The organism is Dokdonia donghaensis DSW-1 (assembly GCF_001653755.1).
In the GTDB taxonomy this organism is placed as follows: Bacteria; Bacteroidota; Bacteroidia; order Flavobacteriales; family Flavobacteriaceae; genus Dokdonia; species Dokdonia donghaensis.
The window spans coordinates 441534-459955 of sequence record NZ_CP015125.1 but is presented as its reverse complement, the minus strand read 5'-3'; the positions used below and the strand labels follow the sequence as shown (position 1 = coordinate 459955).

At 39.0% G+C, this 18422-nt stretch carries 20 protein-coding genes; 15 read left to right on the top strand and 5 right to left on the bottom strand.

Annotated elements, in window-relative coordinates:
- The first annotated feature begins 116 nt into the window (after window positions 1-116).
- Window positions 117-2027 carry an acetate--CoA ligase gene (gene acs / locus I597_RS01885; RefSeq protein ID WP_035325873.1) on the top strand — a complete coding sequence of 637 codons (1911 nt, stop codon included), beginning with the start codon at window positions 117-119 and terminating at the stop codon, window positions 2025-2027.
- 42 nt (window positions 2028-2069) lie between these two features.
- Here the strand turns inward: acs and I597_RS14955 are convergent, their stop codons facing one another.
- A complete protein-coding gene (locus I597_RS14955) occupies window positions 2070-2219 on the bottom strand; it encodes a hypothetical protein (protein ID WP_169741089.1) in 150 nt (49 codons plus the stop codon).
- A 158-nt stretch (window positions 2220-2377) separates the two neighbouring features.
- On the opposite strand from I597_RS14955, the gene trxA reads away from it, so the two are divergent.
- The 9 genes from trxA (at window position 2378) to I597_RS01845 (ending at window position 9467) form a co-directional block, all read left to right on the top strand.
- A complete protein-coding gene (gene trxA / locus I597_RS01880; RefSeq protein WP_035325871.1) occupies window positions 2378-2674 on the top strand; it encodes a thioredoxin in 297 nt (98 codons plus the stop codon).
- Between the two features lies 1 nt (window position 2675).
- Window positions 2676-3278, top strand: coding sequence for a thiamine phosphate synthase (locus tag I597_RS01875; protein ID WP_035325870.1), 603 nt, complete (start codon window positions 2676-2678; stop codon window positions 3276-3278).
- 19 nt (window positions 3279-3297) lie between these two features.
- A complete protein-coding gene (locus I597_RS14950; RefSeq protein ID WP_169741088.1) occupies window positions 3298-3453 on the top strand; it encodes a hypothetical protein in 156 nt (51 codons plus the stop codon).
- Window positions 3454-3596: 143 nt separating this feature from the next.
- A complete protein-coding gene (locus I597_RS01870; protein WP_035325869.1) occupies window positions 3597-5108 on the top strand; it encodes a carboxypeptidase-like regulatory domain-containing protein in 1512 nt (503 codons plus the stop codon).
- A 105-nt stretch (window positions 5109-5213) separates the two neighbouring features.
- Complete coding sequence (locus I597_RS01865) at window positions 5214-5834, top strand: DUF4230 domain-containing protein (protein ID WP_035325867.1); 621 nt, start codon at window positions 5214-5216, stop codon at window positions 5832-5834.
- Entirely contained in the window at window positions 5834-6322 is a 489-nt protein-coding gene (locus I597_RS01860) for a P-loop nucleotide/nucleoside kinase family protein (protein WP_035325866.1), read from the top strand. The genes I597_RS01865 and I597_RS01860 overlap by 1 nt, the downstream gene beginning before the upstream one ends.
- A complete protein-coding gene (locus tag I597_RS01855) occupies window positions 6319-6675 on the top strand; it encodes an MmcQ/YjbR family DNA-binding protein (RefSeq protein ID WP_035325865.1) in 357 nt (118 codons plus the stop codon). Before I597_RS01860 ends, I597_RS01855 begins: the two co-directional genes overlap by 4 nt.
- A gap of 1 nt (window position 6676) precedes the next feature.
- Entirely contained in the window at window positions 6677-8449 is a 1773-nt protein-coding gene (locus tag I597_RS01850; RefSeq protein ID WP_035325864.1) for a MutS-related protein, read from the top strand.
- Between the two features lie 16 nt (window positions 8450-8465).
- Complete coding sequence (locus tag I597_RS01845; protein ID WP_035325863.1) at window positions 8466-9467, top strand: metal-dependent hydrolase; 1002 nt, start codon at window positions 8466-8468, stop codon at window positions 9465-9467.
- On the opposite strand, the gene I597_RS01840 is transcribed toward I597_RS01845, so the two are convergent.
- The 4 genes from I597_RS01840 to I597_RS01825 all read right to left on the bottom strand — a co-directional run bounded on the left by I597_RS01840 (window position 9464) and on the right by I597_RS01825 (window position 12776).
- The gene (locus I597_RS01840; protein WP_035325862.1) at window positions 9464-9883 is read right to left on the bottom strand and encodes a response regulator; all 420 of its coding nucleotides are present in this window, start codon (window positions 9881-9883) and stop codon (window positions 9464-9466) included. The two genes, I597_RS01845 and I597_RS01840, sit on opposite strands and share 4 nt — an antisense overlap.
- Before the next feature lie 4 nt (window positions 9884-9887).
- Window positions 9888-11300 carry a sensor histidine kinase gene (locus I597_RS01835; protein ID WP_052111821.1) on the bottom strand — a complete coding sequence of 471 codons (1413 nt, stop codon included), beginning with the start codon at window positions 11298-11300 and terminating at the stop codon, window positions 9888-9890.
- Window positions 11300-11848 carry a response regulator gene (locus I597_RS01830; protein WP_035325860.1) on the bottom strand — a complete coding sequence of 183 codons (549 nt, stop codon included), beginning with the start codon at window positions 11846-11848 and terminating at the stop codon, window positions 11300-11302. The genes I597_RS01835 and I597_RS01830 overlap by 1 nt, the downstream gene beginning before the upstream one ends.
- Before the next feature lie 100 nt (window positions 11849-11948).
- Window positions 11949-12776 carry an AraC family transcriptional regulator gene (locus tag I597_RS01825; protein ID WP_035325859.1) on the bottom strand — a complete coding sequence of 276 codons (828 nt, stop codon included), beginning with the start codon at window positions 12774-12776 and terminating at the stop codon, window positions 11949-11951.
- 132 nt (window positions 12777-12908) lie between these two features.
- Here I597_RS01825 and I597_RS01820 point away from each other — a divergent pair, with 132 nt between their 5' ends.
- From I597_RS01820 to I597_RS01800, 5 genes are all read left to right on the top strand, one after another.
- Window positions 12909-13823, top strand: coding sequence for a dihydrodipicolinate synthase family protein (locus I597_RS01820; RefSeq protein ID WP_035325857.1), 915 nt, complete (start codon window positions 12909-12911; stop codon window positions 13821-13823).
- On the top strand, window positions 13823-14086 hold the full coding sequence (locus I597_RS01815; RefSeq protein ID WP_035325855.1) for a DUF1272 domain-containing protein: 264 nt from the start codon (window positions 13823-13825) through the stop codon (window positions 14084-14086). Before I597_RS01820 ends, I597_RS01815 begins: the two co-directional genes overlap by 1 nt.
- Entirely contained in the window at window positions 14086-15582 is a 1497-nt protein-coding gene (locus I597_RS01810) for an aldehyde dehydrogenase (NADP(+)) (protein WP_035325854.1), read from the top strand. The genes I597_RS01815 and I597_RS01810 overlap by 1 nt, the downstream gene beginning before the upstream one ends.
- Before the next feature lies 1 nt (window position 15583).
- Window positions 15584-17296 (top strand): DUF885 domain-containing protein, encoded by a 1713-nt coding sequence (locus I597_RS01805; RefSeq protein WP_035325853.1) that lies wholly within the window; start codon window positions 15584-15586, stop codon window positions 17294-17296.
- Window positions 17297-17397: 101 nt separating this feature from the next.
- Window positions 17398-18402, top strand: a complete 1005-nt coding sequence (locus I597_RS01800; protein ID WP_152594954.1) for a 4-hydroxyproline epimerase — start codon at window positions 17398-17400, stop codon at window positions 18400-18402.
- Window positions 18403-18422: the final 20 nt, after the last annotated feature.

The following is an 18422-nucleotide window of genomic DNA, read 5'->3' as shown; positions in this document are numbered from 1 at the left end:
AAATCCTGTTCCATTATAGTGTTGTGTGTATAGAGATTACGCTTTCGCGAAAGCGTACTTATATCTTTTTCTATTAAATAATTCCTTGCTATCTTTTATCTGTAATTAGAAAGCTTATGAGTAACTACCACATAAAAGGCCTCGAGGAGTATTTTCAAGTCTACCGAAAGTCTGTAAATACCCCAGAAAAATTTTGGGAAGAAATAGCCGAAGAGAACTTTGTCTGGAGAAAAAAGTGGGATACTGTACTGCAGTGGGATTTTACAAAACCAGAGGTGAAGTGGTTTGAAGGGGCGCAACTCAACATCACAGAAAACTGTATAGATAGGCACCTGTATACTAAGGCAGATCAAACGGCTATCATTTTTGAGCCTAATGATGGAGATGAGCAAGCACAACACATTACTTATAAACAACTGCACGAGCGCGTGTGCAAATTTGCAAACGTGTTAAAAGATCAGGGCATTGAGAAAGGTGATCGTGTATGTATATATCTACCTATGATACCAGAACTCTCTATAGCCGTACTCGCCTGTGCTCGTATAGGTGCGGTACACTCTGTAGTGTTTGCTGGTTTTTCTAGTACAGCACTTAGTACACGTATAAATGACGCTTCTTGCAAGCTAGTAATCACGAGTGATGGCTCTTATCGAGGTAAGAAAACCATAGATTTAAAAGGTATCGTAGATGAAGCACTTTTAAAAACCCCTTGTGTAGACAGTGTGCTCGTTGTAAAAAGAATACATACAGAAGTAGCAATTAAAGAAGGCCGTGATCACTGGTTACAGCCCTTACTAGAAAAAGCAAGTGCAACCTGTGAGGCAGTCCTTATGAATGCCGAAGACCCTCTCTTTATACTTTATACATCTGGATCTACGGGTAAGCCTAAAGGGATGGTGCACACTACAGCGGGATATATGGTATATAGCGCATATACGTTTAAGAATGTTTTTCAATACAGACAAGGAGATGTATACTGGTGTACGGCAGATATAGGTTGGATTACGGGTCATAGCTATATCATTTATGGACCACTGGCAAATGGGGCAACTACAGTAATGTTTGAGGGTGTACCCACCTATCCAGACTGGGGTAGATTCTGGCAAATTGTAGAAAAACATAAAGTGACACAATTTTATACAGCACCTACGGCCATACGTGCGCTGGCCAAAGAGAGTCTTGATAATGTTACTAAGTATGACTTAACAAGTATTAAAATTTTAGGAACCGTAGGAGAACCTATTAATGAAGAAGCGTGGCACTGGTATGATGAAAATATAGGTAAAAAAGGAATCCCAATAGCAGACACCTGGTGGCAAACCGAAACTGGAGGCATTATGATAAGTCCTATTCCATATGCTACACCTACGATACCCACTTTTGCAACATTACCACTGCCAGGGATACAACCATCACTTATGGATGAAAATGGCGCCGAAATTAAAGGAAATCAAGTAGACGGACGTCTTACTATCAAGTTTCCTTGGCCAGGGATGGCACGCACCATATGGGGTAATCACCAGCGATATAAAGAAACCTATTTTACCGCCTATGAGAACAGGTATTTTACGGGTGATGGCGCCCTAAGAGATGCAACAGGTTATTATAGAATCACTGGTCGTGTAGATGATGTTATTATTGTCTCTGGGCACAACCTAGGTACCGCACCTATAGAAGATGCCGTAAATGAGCACCCAGCTGTTGCAGAGAGTGCCATCGTAGGTTTTCCTCACGATGTAAAGGGTAATGCTTTATACGGTTATGTAATTCTTAAAGAAACGGGAGAGAGTAGAGATCAAGATAACGTGCGTAAGGAGATTAACCAACTTATAACCGAACGTATAGGCCCTATTGCAAAACTGGATAAAATTCAATTTACACCAGGATTGCCAAAAACAAGGTCTGGTAAAATTATGAGAAGAATACTCCGTAAGGTTGCAAGTGGCGAGAGCGAGCAGCTAGGAGATATAAGCACACTGCTTAATCCAGAAGTTGTAGCGACTATAAAGGATAATGCATTACTATAAAAAAAAGTCCTAAGTAATGGTACTTAGGACTTTTTATAAATTCTAGTTGTTATCATTGAGGTTATCTCTAGGTTGTACGTACTCTTTTTTATCTTTTACTTGATGATTTATTGCTTTACCGTGAGTAGCTTCTAGATTAATAGCTTGTTCTTTTTTACTAGTTTTCTCGGGGTTAGGTGTTGTCTTGCTCATAATTCTTATTTTTTATTTACCTCAAGATACATTCATAAAATAGTGTATGCCATACTTTTAAAACTCTTTAACCTCTACTTGTTAATAAGTGTAAAAGTAGGTGAGTAAGTGTGGTTGTAATAACTTAGATTAACTTTGTACTACTAAAAACATTTGCTATGAAATCTTCATTTTCTGATATCATAAATTCTGACACACCTGTGCTAGTAGACTTTTTTGCTACTTGGTGTGGGCCGTGTAAAACGCTTGGACCTATTTTAGAACAAGTAAAAGACACCCTAGGAGATGGTGTGAAAATTGTAAAGATTGATGTAGATAAAAACCAACCGCTGGCAGCAAAGCATCAAGTGCGCGGGGTACCTACAATGATATTGTACAAAAATGGAAAACAGGTCTGGAGACAGTCTGGTGTACTAGACAAGATGGCACTGGTTGATATCATTAATAAATCATAGTATGATTTTATTAATTTCTCCAGAGCATACCACCCCAGATGAAATAGAGATGCTTCACCAGTTATTTGAAGCAGGATTAACCCACTATCATTTTAGAAAACCAGAGGCAAGCCTTGATGATCATATTACATACCTAAATCAAGTAGAGGCTCAATATCACAACCGCATAATGACGCATAACTATCACGGGGAGCTTTGTGAGCAATTTGACTTGCGTGGTGTGCATCTTGAAGAAGCAATGTGGAGAGCTCAAGAAACTCGGTTAAAGGGGTATGTTTCCGCTTTCGCGAAATCGAATAAAAAAGTATCATCATCATACCACGAGTTAGAAGATCTAGAAGCTCAGGCTGTAACTTTTGATTACACAATTCTAAGTCCCGTTTTTGCAGCCATTTCAAAAAGTGATATGCAAGGTCGTGGGTTTGATGTACGAGCTAGTGAGAAGTTTATTGTAGGGATGGGAGGTATTAATGCCGTAACCACCCCAGAGGCAGTGGCACTTGGCTTTAAAGGAGTAGGCGCTCTGGGAGGTATATGGAATGCACAAAACCCTGTGGCTGCATTTGTAGAAATGCAAGAAGCTTTTAAAGAGGCAAATACATAACCTATAGTATATTTGCAGTATGGCAAAGAGAGGAACACCAAAAAACACAAAGAATAAGGCAAAGCATTCTAAACTTATGGATCGCAAGAAAAAGAAAGAGCGCGAAAAAAGAGAAGCGAGCCAAGAGCGACTTAAAGTTGCCAAAGAAAAAATGAAAGCTCTTAAAGAGAGCTAAGAACAATAAAAAACATCCTACGGGATGTTTTTTATTGCTGATAGTTAATTGCTTAAGTAACAATTAGGCTTTTATAGCGTCTTTATAAAAACTTAGGCAACCATTTTAATTTTTGTTGCGTCTATATATAAAACAACAATCTTATGACGGCACTTATAAAATTTATCTTAACACTCCTTATAGGTACATATGCAGCTGCAGCAGTTGCACAATCATTTAATGCAACAGTACACGACGCGCGTACTAATGAACCTATCCCGTTTGCAACCGTAAAGCTGTCTAAAAATACTGGTACTATTACAAATGAGGAAGGCATCTTTACTATAGGAGAACGTAAACTAGCAAGTCTTAAAGACTCTGTATATATCTCTTCTATGGGATATGAGGAGATAGCTATTTTACCTAAAAAAGTAGGAGATACAATTATAAAATTAAAGATAAAGACTAACGAGCTAGACAACGTTTTTCTTACCAATAATCCGCTAGAGGCAGAAGATGTTATAGCGCGTGTAAAAGAAAATATTGCCACAAATTATCCTAACACACTTACCGAGAAAAAAATATTTTTTAGACAATCTGCGTCTAATACTATGGATAAAATGGATGTTGAGGTAGAAAAGACAACCATTCCAGAGTTTAATCAAGCATTTATGGACAGCCTGGTGGGAGCGGTCGAAAAGAAAAGTGATTATTACAGCGAGTCTGTAGGTACGCTTGCTGGCAACTACAATAAACAAAAACTTGTTATTGATAAAGCGGCAAAGCTCTATGATAAAAGTAAGAGGGATGTAGGTGTAGAGAGTTTTGGTAAAAGACTAGAAGAGATTGTTGAGAAGAATGTAAAAGCAGATTCATATTTTAAAATTAAATCTGGGATTATAGGCACAACCATAGAGGTAGACGACTCTACAAAGATGGGTAGCTCAAACGGCGGACTCAAAATTGAGGTAGATACAGAGCAAGATGAAAATGATAAAGAACAGGCCATCACAGCGAGTATAAAGTCTGATCTTTCAGATCTTTTTGAAGCTATGTTTTATAAAGAAGATACAAAGCTAGATTTTTTAACAAAGTCTAACCGTTACCGTTTTACAAAAAAGGAGTTTACATCTATAGGAGATGCTATTGTTTATGTGATAGATTTTGAACCTAAGGGAAGAAAAGATTTTAAAGGCACCCTGTACATTAATACAGAAGACTATGCTGTAATGCGTCTAGAGTATGAGAATGTGCGTAAACTCTCTAGCTTTGGGATGTTCGGGATAAGCTATAAGAAGTACTTGTATAGAGGCAAGAGCATCTATGCAAAAGATGAAAATGGAGGCTACTCACTACGATATATGGAGCTAGAAGATGGTGAGAAAGTAGGGATAGATAGACCACTTAAAATCATCGAAAAAAATAAAAACGTTGCAGGCCGAAGAAAACAAAATGAAGTTGCAATGGAGATAGAGTTTGCAACTACGAGTTACTCAAAAAAAGAGCTTGTCGTGTTTAACTCTGTGGTAATAGACGAGCCTACTTATAAAAATGTAACAGAGAGTGAAGAGATAGAAGCCACCTACTTGCCTAACTATGACCCCAATTTTTGGCAAGGGTACACTATTATGGAGCCTAATGCGGCCATACAGAGCTTTAAGTCAGAAAGTAAGTAACAATTCACCTCCCATATCATAATTAAGGTAATGCCAGCATACTATCGCGAGTAGCTGGCATTTTTATGTATACAGGTCTAAGGGGGCTTTTAGTATCTTTACTTTATGGAATTAGTATTTATAGGGCTCGCAATAGGAGCGGTACTCTCATATTTTTTATACAACTGGTTTTCTGGTAAATCAAAAACTCCAGATGCTCACGCACAATCTGTAGTGCTTATGGAGCGCATACGCACGGTGTGCAAGTTCATAACCGTAGAAGGTGATTTTGCCGAAATATACCACTACGAAGGCCTCAAAAATAAATGGATGAACCTCTTATTGGGATCAAAAAAAGCCATTGTACTCATAGATGCAAAGGCGCATATAGGTTTTGATCTTACTAAAATAAAGATGGAGGCAGATGATAAGAATAGAACCATAAAACTCTTTGGATTTCCAGATCCTGAGTTATTATCTGTAGAGACAGATTTTAAGTATTATGACAAGAAAGAAGGCTGGGCAAACCCTTTTACCAGTACAGATCTTACCGAGATTAATAGAGAAGCAAAGCAGCACATACGTGATAAAATACCACAAAGCGGCTTGTATGAAGAGGCAAAATCTCAAGCATTTGAGACGGTGCAATTAATGCAAAAGCTGGTAGAAACCATAGGGTGGAAACTAGACTACTCATCACTAGAAATATCAGACACTACAACGAGTAAACCTAAAATAGAAGCCTAGTGATACATCTCATTACAGGTAACACTGGCGCGGGTAAAACAACCTATGCCCTCGCTCTTAAAAAAGAGGTAAAAGGTGTCATATTCTCTATAGATTATTGGAACAAGACGCTCTTTCTAGATGACAAGAAAGAGACAGATGGTGTAGACTGGTTTTTAGAACGTATTAACCGTAGCGATGAGATGATACAGTCACTTATCATCCAGTTACACGAGGCAGGTACGCCAGCTATACTTGATTTAGGATTTGCAAAAGCAGATAGGAGAGCACGTTTTTACGCTTTCGCGAAAGCGCAACAAATCCCTTTCCAGTTACACTTTTTAGACATAGATAAAGAAGTTAGACAGCAGCGCGTGACGCATCGCAATCTAGAAAAAGGGACGACATATCAATTTGACGTCTCACCAGCCGATTTTGAATTTATGGAAACTTGGTTTGAACCGCTCACAAGTGCTGAGCGTATAATCGCATATATCAAAAAAGGATGAATATAGAGGCCTTTAGAGAATATTGTATGAGTAAAAAGGGCGTAACAGAAGCGTTTCCCTTTGATGCAGATACGCTCGTTTTTAAGGTAATGGGTAAGATGTTTGCCGTGTGTGGACTAGAGCGCGTGCCTCTGGCTGTAAACCTTAAATGCGACCCAGATCGCGCTGTAGAACTGCGTGAGATGCACGACGGCGCCATTACTCCTGGCTGGCATATGAACAAAACACACTGGAACACCTGCGTACTAGAATCGCTACCCGTCTCGTTACTTATTGAGCTTACAGACCACTCATATAACCTAGTGGTTTCAAAAATGACAAAAAAACTTCAAGCCGAGTTAAAGGCGCTATAATATGAATACACCTACTACCTTTTATAAGGATCAAATAACACAACACAGTCAAGAATTATCTAAAGTCAAGACAAAACTCAATGTGTCAAGTACTGTGCGTCTTGCCGTTTTTATAGCTACTGGAGCTGGTATATACTTTAGCCTCGGTAATACGCAATTGCTTATAGGTTGTATACTATTGGGTATTGTTGCATTTGTAATACTAGTGGGGCGTCATAGTAAGTTACAGCACGAGCGAGATCTCCTTAAAGCACTAATAGCGCGTAGTGAAGTAGAGCTTAAAGTACTAGAACGAGATTTTACAGATTTACCAGATGGGAGTGAGTTTCATAATCCGGAGCATTTATATAGTCAAGATATAGACCTTTTTGGCCGTGGTTCTTTTTATCAATATTTTAATCGTACAGCGCTACAGAGTGGCGCTGCAAGACTTGCAGAGATGATGCTCTCTAATGATACACTAGAGATTAAAAAGAAGCAAGAAGCCGTAAAGGAGCTTAGTACACTTGCCAGCTGGAGACTTAGATATGGAGCTATTGCATCGCTTGTAAAAACAGATGTCTCTGCGCAGGCTGTTGTAAGCTGGTTACAAGAGTATACCACTTTTGTACCTAGTATGATGAAAGTTTTTACAAAGGTCTTTTCTGTAATTTCGCTCGCAGTAGTTGGAGCTTATTTTTTAGGATTTATTGCCGGCTGGTGGGTATTTGTCATTTTTGGTATTGGTTTATTAATAAGTGGGCGATATGTAAAAAACATAGGGTTACTTTCGGCGCATACAAGTGCTATACAAACTACATTTACTCAATATGCAAGTTTACTTGCAGAGATAGAAACTCAAGAGTTTACGAGTACACTTCTTAATAATAAAAGAAAAAAAGTCATTACAGAAGTACAAGCAAGTTCTGGTATTTTAAAAAAATTCTCAAGACACCTTGATGCCCTAGATCAACGTAATAACATATTAGTAGGGCTTATAACTAATGGGTTTTTTCTGCGTGATATAGGTGTTGTGTGCAAGATAGAAGACTGGATTACTACAAATCGAGAGGCGGTAAATGACTGGTTTGAGGTGATATCATTTTTTGACGCTTACAATAGCTTGGGTAATTATACCTTTAATCATAGTCATCACGTCTTTTCAGAAATTGTAGCAGCTGGAGAAACCTTACGTGTAAAAGGAGCGGCACACCCGCTTCTAGATCCTGCCATTGCTGTGACTAATGATATTACTATAAAAGATGATGAGTTTTTTATAGTTACAGGAGCAAATATGGCTGGTAAAAGTACTTTTTTACGCACCGTCGCTTTACAAATTGTAATGAGCAACATAGGCTTGCCTGTTTGTGCCAGTGAGGCAGTTTATAAACCCATAAAACTCATCACTAGTATGCGCACTACAGATAGCCTTACAGATGATGAGAGTTACTTCTTTAGTGAGCTCAAGCGCCTTAAGTTTATAGTAGATGAGATTGTAAACGAGCGCTATTTTATCATACTAGATGAAATTCTAAAAGGAACAAATAGTACAGATAAAGCTGCTGGCTCCCGTAAGTTTATAGACAAGCTGGTAGGTAATGGGGCAACGGGTATTATAGCAACACACGACTTAAGTCTTTGTGAGGCCGCAAACGATCTTGCAGAGGTAAAGAACTACTACTTTGATGCACAAATTATAGATGACGAGTTATTTTTTGACTATACCTTTAAGGAAGGCATTTGTCAAAATATGAATGCAAGTTTTCTTCTTAAAAAGATGGGTATAGTAGATTAATACAAATAATGCAAAAGTGGATAGTCTAACTCAAATAGTACTAGGTGCAGCGGTAGGAGAAGCTGTTTTAGGTAAAAAGGTAGGTAATAGAGCAATGCTCTGGGGAGCCATAGCTGGTACCATACCTGATCTAGATGTGGTGTGGAGATATCTTACAGATACTATTACAGCAACAGAGATGCACAGAGGCTTTAGCCACAGCATCATTTTTGCACTCATAGCCGCACCGTTTTTTGGGTGGCTTGTCCATCAGATCAAAAAGCGACCAGACGTAGGTTGGACTGGGTGGTCAAAACTTTTCTTTTGGGGCCTGTTTACACATCCGCTTTTAGATGCATTCACCACTTGGGGAACACAAATATTTTGGCCCTTTCACTGGAGAGTTGCTTTTAATAGCATTTTTGTGGTGGACCCTTTATACACACTGCCATTTCTCATATGTGTTATTGCAGCTGCTACAAGGGGTAGAGATACGCTTTCGCGAAAGCGTACTAACAACCTAGGTATTTATCTCAGTACGGCTTATTTATTATTTACAGTTCTTATAAAATTTGCAGTAAACCATAAAGTAGAAGCGTCATTGCAAGAGCAAGGAATTACGTATACTAAAATCTCGACCAGACCTGCGCCGCTCAACACGGTTTTATGGAATATTAATGTTGATACCCAGGATGCTTACCTTATAGGTGACTACTCATTTTTTGACTCTCAGCCTATAGTTTATAAAACGTTTCCTAAAAAAAGAACGCAAGCCCAAAAGTGGATTGAGAGAGATGAGGTGCAACGCCTCATTGCCATTTCTGAAGGATGGTACATTTTAGAAAAAGAGGAAGAGAGCTGGGTGTATAATGACCTCCGTTTTGGCCTTATTTCAAATGATGAAAATGATAGTCAGTTTGTGTTTAGATACCTTCTTACAGAAAACGATGGCACCATAACCGCCACCGAAGACCGGCCTACACCAAAAAATGGAAAGAAGCTACTCATAGATTTATGGCAACGAATTAAAGGTAACTAGTCATCAAATCTGCCTGGAAATTGCTCACGCAATATCTTCATAAGACTTTCTTTTGTCAGTGGCTTGTTATCAAAGTGACACAGTAAAGGATACTTCTCTGCCTTTTGCTTATCTACTGGTGATGTTGAGGTAGTGAGCATTGCGATAACAACACCTGCTTTCTGATTAATTTCTAGCTTCTCATAATGTTCTAAAAATTCAAATCCATCCATACCCGGCATATTAATGTCTAAAAAGATGAGGTCAGGTTTTGGGTAGTCCTCATCTATTAACGTTTTAAGGTAATCGAGACCTTCTTCACCAGAGTATTTTATTGTCACTTTTGCGGTAACTTTTGCTTTTTTTATGACTCTAGAGTGTACAAAGTTATCAGACTCAGAGTCATCTATAAGTAATATCTCTCTTAGTGGTTGCATATGGTTATTTTTTTAATGTAAAGGTAAAAGTACTCCCTTCACCTATAGTAGATGATACGCTTATTTTTCCTTTATGGAGTTCTACAATTTTTTGACAGAAAGCGAGACCTATACCAGTACCTTCATAATCTTTTGCACTGTGTAATCTGGTAAACATATTAAACACCTTCTCAAGGTGTTCCTTTTTAATACCTAGACCATTATCTATAACTTCAAATCTATAATATAGCTTAGTCTCGCTAAGTCCTATATGAATTTTTGGGGTACGCTCTGGAGGTGTAAATTTAATTGCGTTAGTAATAAGGTTTGTAAATAGCTGCCTTAGTTCTACAGGGTAACCAGGTATAATGGGTAAGGTGTCGTGAGTAATGACAGTTTGTGTTTCTTCTATTTTTGGGCCTAGGTCTATCTTAATCTCTTCTATAAGTTGAGAGAGCTCTACTTTAGATCGTGATCCAGATCTACCTAGTCTACTATAGTTAAGGAGACCCGTTATAAGTGTTTTCATACGAGAAGTAGCACCTTTTATAAAGCCAAAGTAAGTGGCAGCCTCTCCGTCTAGCTTGTCTGCATAATCTTCTTCAAAAAGGTCTATAAAATTATCTACAGTACGCAAGGGTTCTTGTAAATCGTGAGAGGCAATGTATGCAAACTGGTTGAGTTGTTTATTCTTATTTTCCATCTCGTGTATGAGATCCTCATTCATTGCCATTTGTGCCTCTTTGAGGGCAATCTCATCATCTCTAGAGTGAACAAGTTCAATAAGTTTATCATTGTTTTCGGCTAGTCTTGAGAAGAGAGGTATAAGACGCTTCTTTACAGCATATACATTATATAACATAAGTAATAATGCTATTACGAGTGCTATAAGACTTAAAACATAGATGTTATCGTATGTAGACTTGCGATCTTTTAAAATTTCATTTTCTTCTATGAGCATTACATTCTTCATACGCTCAATATCTTCTATAAGCTGAAGCGTTTCTGCTCTACCAGATTTTTTTCTGTTTTCTTCTGGAGTGCGTAGTATATAGTTGTCTAGATTATCATTCATTCCCATAATGCGCTGGTTAAGCAGGCTGCGCATTTTTTTTAGGTTTTTAACCTGTACGGAATCATCTTCTATTTTTTCTTCTAGAGCATTTAAGCGCTCATTGAGTTTTGCAACTTCTACCTTGTAGTCTACACGATAGTCGGGATCTTTACTTATGAGATAACCCCTTAACTTAGTTTCGGCTTTAAGTATGGTTTCTGATACGCTATGTATTTGAGCTTTTACTTCATTAGTATGCACAATCCATTTTTGTGAGTATTGTGATGCCAGGTAAAGCGCGCCTATAAGCAAGATGACTGCTAGGGTAGAAAAAAAACTAAGGTATAGGGACCTTACGATATTTTTAGACTGAGAGCTATCCATTAGTCTAGTGATAAAAGCTTAAGTACTTTTTCTTTAAGTGATAGAATGGCTTCCTTATGCTCATAGGCTTCAAAATCGTGGTGGCGTAGATAATCTGTAAGCTCTTTTTCTCTTGCATCTTTCTCGCGTTGTCTCTCTAGGCGTTTAATAAGGTCTTGCTTTTCTGAAATAAATTTTTCAAAAAGAGGGAGCAATTTTTGCTGTAAATTCTGGAGATTTTCTTTTAAGAAAAAACCAGAAGCGCCACTCATAATAAGTTCGGCGGCTTTTTCTTCATTATTAAGATTTCCAGTGATGATAATAACTGGAATCTCTTTATTAAATTCTTTTACCTGTTTTATAACGTCAAAGCCCGTAAAACCCTCGAGGTTAAAATCACTTATCACGATGTCTGGTAAAAACTGCTTAAGAGCCACCGCAAGCGAGAGTTCCTTATCAGAAATACTTATTTCTACATTTGTGCAAAACTTCTTTATTTGCTTCTGGACTAAAAATGCGTCAGACACTAAGTCTTCTACAATAAGTATGCGCAGAGGAGTATCTATCATCTGTATGTGGTCTTGGTTGTTAACGTAAAGATATGTGTATTTAACACTTTATCGTCTTAAGATAATTATAAAAAACACAAGCGCCTAGATTAGAGATATATCATTTGGCTTTTCTAAAAACTGTGGGAGTAATTCCTTTTATAGATTTAAAGCTTTTATTAAAATGAGATAGGGTTTTATAGCCGCATAGGTCTGCTATGGTACCTATGGTAAGATCGCTATCTGTAGCGAGATAAGTACAGGCCTTTGAGATACGTACTTCTGTAAGAAATGTAAAATACGTCTTATTTGTGCGCTGTTTAAAATATTTACAAAACCCGTGTGGCGTGAGTGCTGTGAGAGCGGCAAGTTGTGCTAGAGTAATGTCTTGGTGATAGTTGCTTAAGGTAAAGTCAAAGATGGCGCTCATACGCTTTCCATCTTTTTCAGAGATATGGCGTTCGTATATAAATTCAGATAGGGGAGTGTGCTTTGCGACTTTGAGCGCGGTTATAATATCTATAAAATAGCCCAGTTTATAGATACCTTTCGCTGTAGCGATGTAGTTAAAAAGCGCAGCGATATCTGGTGTTATGGAGGTTTTAAATCCCGCTTTCGCGAAAGCGTAAAAATCTACAATCCCTTTGCCCTCATCTAGTGCCAAAAATGTATCTCCAAAGGAGGCAAGACTAAAAAACATCGTATGCATTTTCGCCTGCTTACCATCGCTATTAAAAACGTGCGGCTGGTGACTACCCAAAACTATAATGTCTCCCTTTGCAAAAGAATGGATGGCATCTCCCGCAAAGAGTGTCCCAGACCCCTCCTTTATAAAACTTATTTGCACCTCTTCGTGATTATGAAGCGAGTTGTATAACACGCCTTCATCAACTTGAAAAAGTATGGCAGCATTAGTGGGCTTGGGTATCTTAAAAGGCAGCACTTTCATAGAGCTAAGATACTTTTTTGCTTGATAATGACATAAGAGCTTAATATTTGGATAATATACAGTCAGTAATGGATAAAACAGTATTTAATCTAGAGGTTGTCGTACGGCTATCTTTGATAAAAAATTTAAAGTATGGCGATAGAGTGGAAAGGTGTAATGCCAGCTGTTACAACCAAGTTTACTGATACTGATGAGCTGGATATACCAGCATTTAAAACAAACATAAAAGTACAACTTGATGCTGGAGTACACGGCATAGTACTAGGAGGTACGCTAGGAGAAGCAAGTACGCTAGAAGATCACGAGAAGCGCACACTTACAAAAGAGACCGTGGCTTATGTAGATGGTAAAGTGCCTGTGATGATAAATATAGCAGAGCAGTCTACAAAGGGCGCTATTGCCGCTGCTCAAAAGGCAGAAGACGACGGTGCAAGCGGCCTTATGATGTTGCCACCTATGCGATATAAGGCGGGAGATCAAGAGGTAATACAGTACTTTAGTGACGTGGCTAGTAGTACAAAACTGCCCATTATGATTTATAACAACCCTGTAGATTATAAAATTGAGGTTTCCTTAGCAATGTTTGAGGTGTTACTAAAACACGATAACATACAAGCAGTTAAGGAGAGTACAAGAGATATATCAAACGTGACGCGCATTAAAATTAACTTTGGCGATAGGCTTAAAATTATGACAGGTGTAGATACACTTGCTCTAGAGTCATTACTTATGGGTGCAGATGGTTGGGTAGCAGGACTTGTATGTGCTTTTCCAGGAGAAACGGTCGCTATTTACGAGTTACAAAAAGCAGGAAAGATACAAGAAGCACTTGCTATCTATAGGTGGTTTTTGCCCTTACTAGAGTTAGATATAAATCCTAAATTAGTACAAAACATAAAACTCGCCGAGGTACATACAGGTATAGGTACAGAAAATGTGCGAGCACCTAGGTTACCGCTTTTTGGAGAAGAAAGAGAGCACGTGCTCAAGATTATAACAGAAGGAATAGCCACAAGGCCTACGTTACCTAACTATAAAAATCTTTAATGCTTGCGCTAAGATCTTCTTGTGAACATTGTAATGTGCCCTTGTCACCAGAATCTGGTGAGGCAATGATTTGTAGCTTTGAGTGTACTTTTTGTATTACTTGTGTCACAGAGCTATTAAAAGAAGTATGTCCTAACTGTGGTGGAGGATTTGAAAAACGTCCCGTTAGGCCTAAAGAGTTATTAATAAAATATCCAGCATCTACAACCGTGGTTCATAAACCAGTAGCTATTGTAGCGCACCATAAAACCATAAAAGCATAATGATTACAGGTAAAAATCAAATAGGGTATAAACAATCTGCAGAGGGGGCAAAAAAGTACAAGACGGCAAACCCCGTGACCAATAGCGATAACCCAACAGTTTTTTATGAAGCCACCCAGTTAGAAATAGATGAGGCTTGTAGCCTAGCAGCTCACGCCTTTAGTACATATAGTAAACTCCCTGGTGTAAAACGCGCAAGCTTTTTAAACGCCATTGCAGATGAGATTGAGGCATTAGGCTCAGACCTTATAACTATGTATATGCAAGAGAGTGGTCTCCCAGAAGGGCGCGCTCAAGGCGAAAGGGGTAGAATGCTAGGCCAACTAAGAATGTTTGCAGAGCTTGTAAAAAATGACACTTGGAGGCTACCGTTATTACAAGATGAAGGTGGTAATTTAAAAAAGACATACATACCGCTGGGGCCAGTAGTTGTTTTTGGTGCTAGTAACTTTCCACTGGCATTTTCTACCGCTGGAGGAGATACGGCAAGTGCACTTGCAGCAGGATGCCCAGTAATTGTAAAATCGCACCCTATGCACGCCGGCACAGGTGAGATGGTGGCGACAGCAATAACAAAAGCAGCACAAAAGACGGCAATGCCAGAAGGTGTCTTTTCTAACCTTAATAGTAGTGGTAAAGAGGTAGGAGAGCAACTTGTAAAACATAAGGGTATAGCAGCAGTAGGTTTTACAGGTAGTCACCACGCAGGGAGAGCATTATACAATCTTGCTGCAGCTAGAGAGACTCCTATTCCGGTTTTTGCAGAGATGGGAAGTATTAATCCAGTTGTAATAACACAACAGGCAATCTCAAAAAGAGCAGGTCAAATAGCCGAGACCTATACCGCTTCTATCACGCAAGGCGTAGGACAGTTTTGCACAAATCCAGGGCTTATTATAACAGTAAAGAGCGAGGAGACAACACACTTTATAGAAATTCTAGCAAAACATCTTGAGGCCACTCCCGGTGGCTGTATGCTTCATACTCGCATACAAGAAGGATATGAGAAAAGTAAAAATGAGATAAAAGCACAAGAGAGTGTATCTCTTAAAGTAGTAGGATCTTCATCAAAACCTAACCATACCACTGCAGCACTAGCCGTAGTAGATGGAACTTCTTTTATCGCAAATAAGACACTACATAAAGAGGTATTTGGACCATTTTCTATGGTTGTACTTGCAGAAGATAAAAATGAGCTTCTTAATATAATAAACAGTCTTGAGGGGCAACTTACCGCCACAATAATTGCAGAAGATAGCGAGACTATAGCCCTACAGGACATTACACTAGCATTACAAAGCAAAGTGGGTCGCATTATATATAACGGTGTGCCTACTGGTGTTGCTGTGGTAGATGGGATGACACACGGAGGTCCTTATCCCGCAAGTACAGATAGTAGGTTTACGGCAGTGGGTAACCATAGTATTATGAGATGGGTGAGGCCTTTTAGTTTTCAAGATTTTCCAACGGCTCTATTGCCAGATTATTTAAAATAATATGAGATATTTAGTGTGGGTGATGGCCTTTTTTATGTCTATAACGACTATTGCACAAACTGCTACAGAGCAGCTCAAGCAATGTATTGAGGCGTCACAAAGTTTTAAATGGAACGAGGGTAGCAAGCAATTGCATCCACTTGGGGTGTTTTCAAAAGAGCGATTTGAGAAGGAGTCCGCTTTCGCGAAAGCGCAACTCAAAAAACTTAACACCATCTCGCCAAAAACCTTGTCAGAAACCGAAAGGATATCGCTCGAGCTATTAAAATTTAAGCTGCAAGAAACCGTAGACTACTATGAGTATGAACGCTTTTTAAATCCGCTACTGTCTGATTCAGGTTTTCATAGCAGTTGGAACTATATGGTGCGGCCCATCACCTCATACAAGCAAGCTGTAAAGTATCTTGACAAGTTAAATGCTTTACCAGAGGTGGTAAATCAATATGTGCCATTACTAAGAGAAGGAATAAAAAAAGGCGTGTCGCAGCCGCGAGTGATTTTTGAGGGATATGAGAGTACCTACAACTCACAAATTGTAGCAGATTATAAAGACAGTTTTTATTACACACCTTTTTTAAATCTTCCAGAATCAATCACAGAGGAGCAGAAGGATTCTTTAGAAACTGCAGCAAAGCTAGCTATAGAAAACAGTGTAGTTCCTGCATTTAAAAGTGTAAAGGCTTTTTTTGAAAATGAATATTTCCCAAACACACGTACTACCATAGGAGTGTCTGAAACCCCTAATGGAGACGCCTATTATCAAAACCGAATACATTATTATACTACATTAGATATCACGGCAGATGCTGTTCATAATAAAGGACTTGAAGAGGTTGCTCGCATAAAAAGCGAGATGGAAAAGATTATAAAAGAAGTAGCTTTTAAAGGAAGCTTTGCAGATTTTTTAAAATTCCTGCGTGAAGATGAACAGTTTTATGCCAAATCTCCTGAGCAACTTTTAATGATTGCACGTGATATGGCAAAGCGTGCAGATGCGCAACTGCCTAGATTTTTTAAAACATTGCCACGCAAGCCCTATGGTGTAGCACCAGTACCAGATGCAATTGCGCCTAAGTATACTGGAGGGCGTTATGTAGGTAGCCCAAAGGGAAGCACGAGCCCAGGTTATTACTGGGTAAACACATATGACTTACCTAGTAGAACTCTATACACATTACCATCGCTTACTGTGCACGAGGCTGTGCCGGGTCATCACCTACAGGGAGCACTTAATCAAGAGTTAGGTGATAGTATTCCTCAGTTTAGGCGTAATATGTATGTAAATGCCTATGGCGAGGGCTGGGGCTTATATTGTGAGTATCTGGCAGCAGAGATGGGTATGTATACAACACCGTATGAGCGCTTTGGTCAACTTACTTATGAGATGTGGCGTGCGTGCCGGTTAGTTGTAGATACTGGTATACACGCAAAAGCTTGGACTCGTGAAGAGGTAGTAGCCTTTATGTCACAAAATACAGCATTGTCATTACACGAGATACAAACAGAAACAGATAGATATATATCCTGGCCAGGACAAGCATTAGCATATAAAATGGGTGAACTCAAAATAAGAGAACTAAGAACGCTTGCAGAAAAAGAGCTGGGCAGTCGTTTTGATATAAGAGATTTTCACGAGGTTATTTTAGAACAGGGTACAGTAACTCTGGCTATTTTAGACCGAAGAGTAAAAGATTGGATACAAAAAAGTAATTGACAGTGTAGGGTTAAGCTAGCATTTATGCCTTTTATCCCTATGTAATTTAATTAATTTATAGCTAACCTCACACTAGTCAAAACATATGAGAATCATAAGTGATGAAACATATTTTTAAATGTATTGATGCACATACGTGTGGTAATCCAGTACGAGTGGTAGCTCAAGGAGGTCCAGAACTTACGGGTAAAACGATGAGCGAGAAACGCCAGCATTTTTTAAAAGAATATGACTGGATACGCAAGGGCTTGATGTTTGAGCCTAGAGGGCACGATATGATGAGTGGCAGTATATTATTCCCTCCTCACGACCCTGTAAACGATGTTGCTATCTTGTTTATTGAGACATCTGGATGCTTGCCTATGTGCGGTCACGGCACGATAGGCACAATAACAATCGCCATAGAAGAAGGGCTCATTATACCTAAAAAAGAAGGTGTAGTAAAAATGGAAGCCCCTGCAGGCCTAGTAGAAATTGCTTACCAAAAAACTAAGAATAAAGTAGACTGGGTACGTCTTACTAATGTAGCATCATATCTCGCTGCTATAGATCTGGAGATAGATTGTCCAGAGCTGGGTATAATACACTTTGATGTAGCCTATGGAGGTAATTATTATGCTATTGTTGACCCTCAAAAAAACTATACAGGAGTACAAGATTTTACAGCTAGCCAGATTATCCAGATGAGCCAGGTGGTGCGAGAGCGTATTAATAAGAAATACCCTAGTGCATTTATACATCCAGAAAATGAAACCATAAGAGATGTTACTCATATGCTATGGACGGGTGATACTATTAACCCCGCTTCAGATGGGCGTAATGCTGTTTTTTATGGAGATAAAGCTATAGATCGCAGTCCGTGTGGTACTGGTACTTCTGCGAGGCTTGCACAGCTGTATGCAAAAGGAAAGCTAGAGGTAGGGCAGGCATACACCCACGAGAGTTTTATAGGCTCTACTTTTATAGGTCGTGTTGAGCAAGAGACAGTGGTGGGGGAGTACAAAGCAGTCATCCCCAGTATACAAGGCTGGGCACGCATTTATGGTCATAATACAATCACAATAGATGAAGAAGATCCGTATGCTTTCGGATTTTCGGTAATTTAGAAAACGCAAAAGGTCTTGAC